The sequence below is a fragment of the Streptomyces sp. NPDC005151 genome (genome assembly GCF_053599875.1).
The window spans coordinates 1-7,856 of sequence record NZ_JBSFYR010000170.1 but is presented as its reverse complement, the minus strand read 5'-3'; the positions used below and the strand labels follow the sequence as shown (position 1 = coordinate 7,856).

At 70.3% G+C, this 7,856-nt stretch carries 8 protein-coding genes; 4 read left to right on the top strand and 4 right to left on the bottom strand.

Going from position 1 to position 7,856, the window contains the following annotated elements; translation table 11 throughout:
- Positions 1-296 precede the first annotated feature (296 nt).
- On the bottom strand, positions 297-692 hold the full coding sequence (locus ACWD6R_RS38940) for a (R)-mandelonitrile lyase (protein WP_451823086.1): 396 nt from the start codon (positions 690-692) through the stop codon (positions 297-299).
- Positions 693-734: 42 nt separating this feature from the next.
- Positions 735-1,313 carry a TetR/AcrR family transcriptional regulator gene (locus ACWD6R_RS38935; protein WP_451823085.1) on the bottom strand — a complete coding sequence of 193 codons (579 nt, stop codon included), beginning with the start codon at positions 1,311-1,313 and terminating at the stop codon, positions 735-737.
- Positions 1,314-1,516: 203 nt separating this feature from the next.
- Between ACWD6R_RS38935 and ACWD6R_RS38930 the strand changes: the two genes are divergently transcribed.
- The 3 genes from ACWD6R_RS38930 to ACWD6R_RS38920 are packed head-to-tail and all read left to right on the top strand — an operon-like array spanning position 1,517 to position 5,159.
- A complete protein-coding gene (locus tag ACWD6R_RS38930) occupies positions 1,517-1,819 on the top strand; it encodes an SHOCT domain-containing protein (protein ID WP_451823084.1) in 303 nt (100 codons plus the stop codon).
- The gene (locus ACWD6R_RS38925; protein WP_451823083.1) at positions 1,816-2,592 is read left to right on the top strand and encodes an ABC transporter ATP-binding protein; all 777 of its coding nucleotides are present in this window, start codon (positions 1,816-1,818) and stop codon (positions 2,590-2,592) included. The genes ACWD6R_RS38930 and ACWD6R_RS38925 overlap by 4 nt, the downstream gene beginning before the upstream one ends.
- Positions 2,589-5,159, top strand: a complete 2,571-nt coding sequence (locus ACWD6R_RS38920) for an ABC transporter permease (protein WP_451823082.1) — start codon at positions 2,589-2,591, stop codon at positions 5,157-5,159. Before ACWD6R_RS38925 ends, ACWD6R_RS38920 begins: the two co-directional genes overlap by 4 nt.
- Before the next feature lie 78 nt (positions 5,160-5,237).
- Here the strand turns inward: ACWD6R_RS38920 and ACWD6R_RS38915 are convergent, their stop codons facing one another.
- Positions 5,238-5,762, bottom strand: coding sequence for an ATP-binding protein (locus tag ACWD6R_RS38915; protein ID WP_451823081.1), 525 nt, complete (start codon positions 5,760-5,762; stop codon positions 5,238-5,240).
- Positions 5,763-5,949: 187 nt separating this feature from the next.
- Complete coding sequence (locus ACWD6R_RS38910) at positions 5,950-6,294, bottom strand: hypothetical protein (RefSeq protein WP_451823080.1); 345 nt, start codon at positions 6,292-6,294, stop codon at positions 5,950-5,952.
- 250 nt (positions 6,295-6,544) lie between these two features.
- On the opposite strand from ACWD6R_RS38910, the gene ACWD6R_RS38905 reads away from it, so the two are divergent.
- Positions 6,545-7,678, top strand: a complete 1,134-nt coding sequence (locus ACWD6R_RS38905; RefSeq protein ID WP_451823079.1) for a PLP-dependent cysteine synthase family protein — start codon at positions 6,545-6,547, stop codon at positions 7,676-7,678.
- The last annotated feature ends 178 nt before the right edge of the window (positions 7,679-7,856 follow it).

Genomic DNA, 7,856 nt, shown 5'->3' with positions numbered 1-7,856 from the left:
CACCCCAGGCCTTCGACATCGCCTTCGACGGCCGGCTCACCGCCGGACGCCGCTAAAGAAATCCGACCGAGTTCCACCGTTAGCTGTACAGACCCGCTCATCACAGCCGTCGCGTGGGGGGCGGCAGGGACCACGCCCGATGCGATCTCGGCACGGTCCCTGTACGCCCGCTGAGCCCCGCTCCTTCCCCTGGAGGAGCGGGGCTCTTTGCGTCCGCAGGTCGCCGCAAAATGCTATGGCGTATTGTCTCGTTCACTAGGGTGATCTCGTACTGCATGGCATGCATCGTGTACTCCTCAGGCGGGGTATTCATTGACGTCGGCATGCGTGTGCCAGTCGGCCGTGGTGCCGTCATCGGCTGCCTCGACGACGGCGAGATGGGTCATGAAGGTGCGTGGAGTGGCGCCGTGCCAGTGCCATTCGTCCGGCTCGATCCAGACGGTGTCGCCCGCGCGGATCGGTTCGACCGGGCCGCCCCTGCGCTGCACCAGCCCCTCGCCCTCGGTGACATGGAGGACCTGGCCGTGCGGGTGGCGGTGCCAGGCGGTGTGGCCGCCGGGGGCGAAGTGGACGTTGAACATCCGCAGCCGGGAGGGTGCTTCGGGCGCCGCGATCTCGTCGAGCCAGACCGTGCCGTTGAAGTGCTCGGCCGGTCCGGACCAGGTGTCCGGACGGTTCCTGGTGATGTGCACGTGCGGTGTACTCCTCAGGCAGTAGTGGTGCGTGAGAGGGGGTCAGCCAGCGGAACCGGAGCCGGTTCGCGGAGCCAGCAGGGAGAGCAGCCCCCTGACGCTCGCGTCGAAGGCCGCCGTCGAGCCCGAGGCGCGGGCCAGCACATAGCCGCCCTGTACCGTCGCGACCACGGTTGCCGCGATCTCGTCGGGCACCAGCGTCCTGTCGAACTCGCCCTGGTCCAGGCCCTCCTGGACGATCTCGGCGAGCCGTCCGCGCAGCCGGCCGATCGTTTCGCCGACCGGGGCGCGCAGCTCGTCGCTGGCGATGACATCCGGGTCCATCGTCAGCCGGCCGACCGGGCAGCCGCGCAGTACGTCACGCTCGCGCAGGAGGTAAGCCGAGATCCGCTCGTACGCCGATCCCTGGCCGCCCAGCACCTGTTCGGCCGTGGCCCGCATCGCCGCGGCCGTGCGGCGGATGGCCGCCAGCGCCAGGTCGGGCTTGCCCGCAAAGTGGTGGTACATGCTGCCTTGGCCCGCGCCCGCCTGCTGCTGGATGGCCTTGGGGCTCGTGCCCACATAGCCGCGCTCCCACAGGAGCTCCTGGGTGGCTTCGATCAGACGATCCGGAGTACTCATGAAGCGCACTGTACATACTAGTAGGTACAGAAATCGGGGATGTTGGCCACCCAACGGGAGCAGCCGCCGGACCGCCACGTACTCCCGCGGGGGTACGTGCACTGCCGCTGGCCGTACGACGACTCGGACCCCTTCCCGGGGCCAGGCTCGGAAGCGTCGGAAGAACGCCGACCGAGAACTCTGAACCGAGGGAGCTGACCGAGATGAACACCCTGGCTTACTCCGGTGGACCCGGGCCGTGGATTTTCCTCTTCCCGCTGGTCTGGGCGGCCGTCGCCGTCACCGTCGTCACCGTGCTGCGCCATACCGTGTGGCGAGGCGGCCGATGCGGCCCCTGGGGCCCCCGCGCCGCGCACAGCGGCCCCGCCGCCCTCGGAGAACAGTCGCCCATCACTCTGCTCGGCCGCCGCTTCGCCGCGGGCGAGATCGACGAGGACGAGTACTGGCGCCGGCTCTCCGTCCTGGACGAGCAGTTCGGCCCTGCCGGCCGGCGAGGTGCGGCATGACCACGACCATCCGCACCGGCGCCGCCACCGCCGCCCGCGTCGTCGACGCCGTGAAGGTCTACGGCACGGGCGACACCGAGGTCAGGGCCCTGGACGGGGTGAGCGTCGACTTCCCGGCCGGCCGCTTCACCGCGATCATGGGGCCCTCCGGCTCCGGAAAATCCACCCTGATGCACTGCGCCGCCGGACTCGACACGCTCACCTCCGGTTCCGCTCTCATCGGCGACACGGACCTCAGCGCGCTCGACGACCGCAGGCTCACCCTGCTGCGCCGACAGCGCATCGGCTTCGTCTTCCAGGCCTTCAACCTCATCCCGACTCTCACTGTCGCCGAGAACATCACCCTTCCCATCGATCTCGCGGGGGAGCGCGGCGACCGGGAGTGGATCGACGCGCTCATCGACACCGTGGGATTGCGGGACCGGCTGCACCACCGGCCCGGCGAACTCTCCGGCGGACAGCAGCAGCGGGTCGCCGTGGCCCGCGCCTTCGCGGGCAGCCCCGACGTCGTCTTCGCCGACGAACCGACGGGCAACCTCGACTCCCGGGCCGGACAGGAGGTGCTGCGGCTCCTCGGCCGCACCGTTCGCCGGACCTCCCGTACGGTCGTCATGGTCACCCATGACCCGGTCGCCGCAGCCCACGCGGACGAGGTCGTCTTTCTCGCCGACGGGCGCCTCGTCGACCGCATGCCGGACCCCACCGCGGAGCGCGTGCTCGACCGGCTCAAGGCCTTCGACCCGTCGCCGGGCGCAACGGCGGTGACGCCATGACCGGCGCCCGCGCCTCCGTGCGCCTCAGCGTCTCCTCGCTCCGCGCCCACAAGCGTCGTTTCGCAGGCACGTTCACCGCCGTTCTGCTCGGCGTCGCCTTCCTCGCGGGCACGCTCGTCATGGGCGACACCCTGCGCGCCGGCTTCGACACGATGTTCGCGAACGCCGCCGCCGGTACGGACGCGGTCGTCCGCAGTACGAATGTGGTGACCGTGCCCGGTGAAGGGCAGGGCACCCGGCAGCCGGTGAGCACCACCCTCGTGAAGACGATCGAGCAGACGCCGGGCGTCGCCGCCGCGGCTCCCGACATCCAGGGCGCCGGGCAGCTGATCGGCGCCGACGGCAAGCCCATCGGCGGCCAGGGCCCGCCCACCGTCGCCGGCAACTGGATCCAGGACCCGAAGCTCAACCCTTACACGCTCGCCGAGGGGCGCGCCCCGTCCCGGTCCGGCGAGGTCGTCATCAACCGCGGCACCGCCGACAGGGGAGGGCTGAAGATCGGCGACACGACCGTACTGCGCACCCCCGACCCCGTGCGCGTCACCGTCGTCGGCCTGGCCACCTTCGGCGGTGAGGACGGCATGGGCCAGGTCACCTTCACCGGGATGACGCAGGCCGACGCCGAGAAGTACCTGACCCCGAAGCCCGGCGAGGCGTCGAGCATCCAGGTGCGCGCCCGCCCGGGCACCAGCCAGCAGGAACTCGTGGACGCGCTGACTCCCGTGCTGCCCGCCGACACGCAGGCCATCACCGGACAGGCCTCCGCCGCCGAGAACCAGAGCATGATCTCCGGTGCGTTCCTCAGCCTGTTCACCACGCTGCTGCTGGTGTTCTCCGGGATCGTCCTGCTGGTCGCCACCTTCTCCATCCACAACACGTTCGCGATCGTCGTCGCGCAGCGCACCCGGGAGAATGCCCTGCTGCGCGCCCTCGGCGCGTCCCGCCGTCAGATCCTCGGCTCGGCCCTCGTCGAGGCAACCGCGGTCGGCGTGCTCGCCTCCGCCGCCGGACTGGCTGGGGGCATCGGGATCGCCGCCGGACTGCAGGCGCTGTTCCCCGCCGTCGGCTTCCCGTTCCCCGACGGCGCGCTGGTGATCAGCGGGATCTCGCTGCTGCTTCCGCTCGCCGTCGGCGTACTCGTCTGTCTCGGCTCGGCTCTCCTGCCCGCCGTCCGCGCGGGACGCACCGCACCGCTCGCGGCCCTGCGCGAGACCGCCGTCGACGACTCGGCGGCCTCCCGGACCCGCACCGTCACCGGTGTCATGCTGCTGCTCGTGGCGGTCGGCACCATCCTGACCGGCGTCCTTGCCCATCCGTCCGTCTGGCCGTCGGCCGCCGGTGCGGTCCTGGCGCTCGCCGCCTTCGTGGTGCTCGGCCCGGCCGCCTCCACATACGCCGTACGGATCCTCGGCGCTCCACTCGACCGGCTGCGCGGTGTCACCGGCGCACTGGCCAGGCGCAACGCGCTCCGCAGCCCCAAGCGGACCGCCGCCACCGCGACCGCGCTGATGATCGGCGTCGCGGTCGTCTCGCTCTTCACCGTCTTCGGCGCCTCGCTGAAGGCCACCATGAACCAGACCGTGGACCGCTCCTTCGCCGGTGATGTCGCCATCAGCGCACCCGCGTTCGGCGCCGGTGGCAGCGGTCTCAGCCCCGCACTCGCGCCCGCCGTCGGCCGGCTGCCCGAAGTGTCCACCGCGGTCGGCCTCGGCAAGGGCGTTGCGGAGGTCAACGGTGCGGGACGCGCCCTGACCGTCACCGACCCGGCCGCGCTCGCCAGGGTCTTCGACCTCGGCCCGGTCCGCGGATCCATGAACGCACTGGGCCCGAACGGCATCGCCGTGTCCGAGGCGGAGGCAGCCGAGCGCGGTCTGCACACCGGCTCCACCGCCCGGCTCACCTTCACCGACGGCAAGCAGCAGACCTTCACGGTCCGCGCGGTCTACGACCGGTCGGAACTGGCGGGTACCTACGTCATCACCCGGCAGGCCTGGGCGCCGCACCGCGCACAGGACTCCGACACGCTCATCGCCGTGTCGTTCAAGGACGGGGTGTCGACCGCCGACGGAAAGGCGGCAGTCAAGAAGACCGCCGCGGCGTACGGCAGTCCGGACGTACAGACCCGCGGCGAGTACGCGCAGTCCTCGGCCGGCTCCATCGACATGATGCTCACGCTGGTCTACGCGCTGCTGGCACTCGCCGTACTGATCGCCCTGCTCGGCATCGCCAACACCCTCACCCTGGCCATCCATGAACGCACCAGGGAACTGGGCCTGTTGCGGGCCGTCGGACAGACCAGAAGTCAGCTGCGGACCATGGTCCGCTGGGAATCCGTCCTGGTCGCCGCGTTCGGCACAGCAGGCGGTCTGCTGCTCGGCGGCTTCCTCGGCTGGGTGCTCGTGAAGGCGTCCGAAGGTGCGGGCGACACCCCGTTCGCCTTCGCGCTGCCGCCCACACGGCTGCTGGTGGTCGCGCTGGTGGGGATCACCGCCGGGGTGCTGGCCGGCTGGCGACCGGCTCGGCGTGCGGCGCGCCTGGACGTGCTCCGTGCCATCGCCGCCGACTGAACACAGGCAGCGAGGAGCGGGGCGCCCGCGGGCGCCCCGCTCCTCGCTGCGTCCAGGACCTGTCTTTCGGATCAGGCCCTAACCGACCACGGCGGACCGGGCGTCGGTGTGCGCCACGGCCTCCCGGGGAGACGTGGTGGTCACGGCACAGAACGGGCCGTCGGTCGTCGCCCCGTACAGCGAGTTCGGCGGCAGAGCCACCGTCGGAGAAGGAGCCGGCAGCGTGAACCAGACGACCTTCCCGGCCCGGCCCCACGGTCGGAACCCCCAGCTCTCGCTGACCGCGGCGATCATCGCGAGTCCGCGCCCCGAGGTGCTGGAGGCGTCGGCCGCGCGCACGGTCGGTAGCCGCGGGTCATGGTCATGGACGGAGACCGTCAGACGTTCGAGCAGCAGCTCTATCTCGACGGTGCACGTCTTGTCCGGCTGTGCATGCCGGTGGACATTGGTCAGAAGCTCCGTGACGCCGAGCGCTGCCTGGTCGATCAGAGGGTCGAGATGCCAGTAGCGCAATTGCGCCGAGATGATTCTGCGGACCTGACCGATCCGCGACGGCAGGGCCTGGAGCTCCACCGTGCAGTGCCTGCTTGGCTCGCTGATCACGGCTGCGACTCCCCGAAATAGGTCCGGAAGAAGACGACGGAACGGAGTTGGCGGGTGGCCGTCTGTCGTTCCTGGTCCGGCGGGCTGGATCACAGTGTCACCGCCGGTAAACCATGAGTGACGCGATTCCAATGTCGCCCAGGGGTCAGGGCTCCGCAACTCGCAGTGAGCCGGCCGTGGCGCACCGTCAGCCCCGCCCGGCCGGCCCCGCTCCTCGGCCCGGTCGGCCGCCCGCGCTGCGCAGCGCCTCCAGGAAACGTCGCGACGGCCCCGCACGGGCCGGCCCACGGTCGCGCTGCCCCATGGTCAGCCGGTACCACGTCCCGTTGACCCGCGCCACCGTCGAGTCGACCCCGGCGAACCATGGCCTGCGCGCACGAACCGCCCCCGCCGGGGCGCTGTCGATCTCCCGCCCGTAACTGGTCAGCAGTGCCACCCGGCCGTCCTTGACGATCACTTGACCGGCCCTGGTGAGCGACCGGGCCCACCGCTCGATCCGTACCCCCGTCGCGCTGAACTCCGTTTCCTTCATGGCTGGTTCGCCCCCTTCGTTACGCTTCTGAGGGTCAGTCTGCCCACACGGCCGCAGGCGCACCAGGTCGCAGCGAGGCAGCATGTCGCGAATGCGCCACGGCGTGCCGAAGTCGTCCCGCTCCCCGGCACCAAGGCAGTGCTATGGATCCCCAAAGTCAAAGTTTGTGCAGGTAGGGGGCCTATCGTGGGATGCGGAGTCCGGGGGCCGGTGGCCCGCAAGTCCGGTCACGACGAGCAGGAGCGTGCTGATGAACACCAGTGAGCGCAGGCCCGACGGCGAGGTCACGGCGACCGTCGATATCGACCGCACCGACCATGACTACAGGGCCTGGCTGAAGGAGGCCGTCCGCAAGGTCCAGGCCGACGCCAACCGCTCCGCCGACACGCATCTGCTGCGCTTCCCGCTGCCCGAGGCCTGGGGGATCGATCTCTACCTCAAGGACGAGTCGACGCACCCCACGGGCAGTCTCAAGCACCGGCTGGCCCGCTCGCTCTTCCTCTACGGGCTCTGCAACGGCTGGATCCGGCCGGGCAGGCCGGTGATCGAGGCGTCCAGCGGTTCGACGGCCGTCTCGGAGGCGTATTTCGCGAAGCTGATCGGGGTGCCGTTCATCGCGGTGATGCCCCGCACCACCAGCTCCGAGAAGTGCCGGCTGATCGAATTCCACGGCGGTCAGTGCCACTTCGTCGACGACGCCCAGAAGCTGTACGAGGAGTCCGCCAGGCTCGCCGCCGACTCCGGGGGCCACTACATGGACCAGTTCACCTACGCCGAGCGGGCCACCGACTGGCGCGGCAACAACAACATCGCCGAGTCGATCTACCAGCAGCTGCGGCTGGAGCGCTATCCGGAACCCACCTGGATCGTCGCCACCGCAGGGACGGGCGGCACCTCGGCGACCATAGCCCGCTATGTGCACTACATGCAGCACGACACCCGGATCTGTGTGCCCGACCCGGAGAACTCCTGTTTCTTCGACGGCTGGACCGACCACAACGCCCTCGCCACCAGCGACTGCGGTTCACGCATCGAGGGGATCGGCCGGCCCCGGATGGAACCGAGCTTCGTACCCGGCGCCATCGACCGGATGATGAAGGTGCCGGACGCGGCCAGCGTCGCTGCTGTGCGCGCCCTGGAACAGGCCATCGGCCGCAAGGCGGGCGGCTCCACCGGCACCGGGCTGTGGAGCGCGTTCAAACTCGTCGCCGAAATGGTGGACCAGGGCCGCACCGGCAGCATCGTCACACTGCTCTGCGACCCCGGAGAGCGCTATCTCGACAAGTACTACTCCGACAACTGGCTCGCCGAACAGGGCCTGGACATCGCCCCGTACGCCGCGACGATCCGACGCTTCCTGGCCACCGGCAACTGGCCCTGCTGAAGCCCGGCCGTCACCACGGTCATGCCGACCTGATACGCGAGGCCGTCGACGGCGACGCGGGGGAGTGACCCGGCCGCCCCGCTCTCAGCTTGACGTTTAAGGTGCTTGATCCTTTCTTGCGTTCCGTCGGGCATTCGTTTTGGGTGGTTTGCCCACGTGGTGGTGGGGTGCGGGGCGT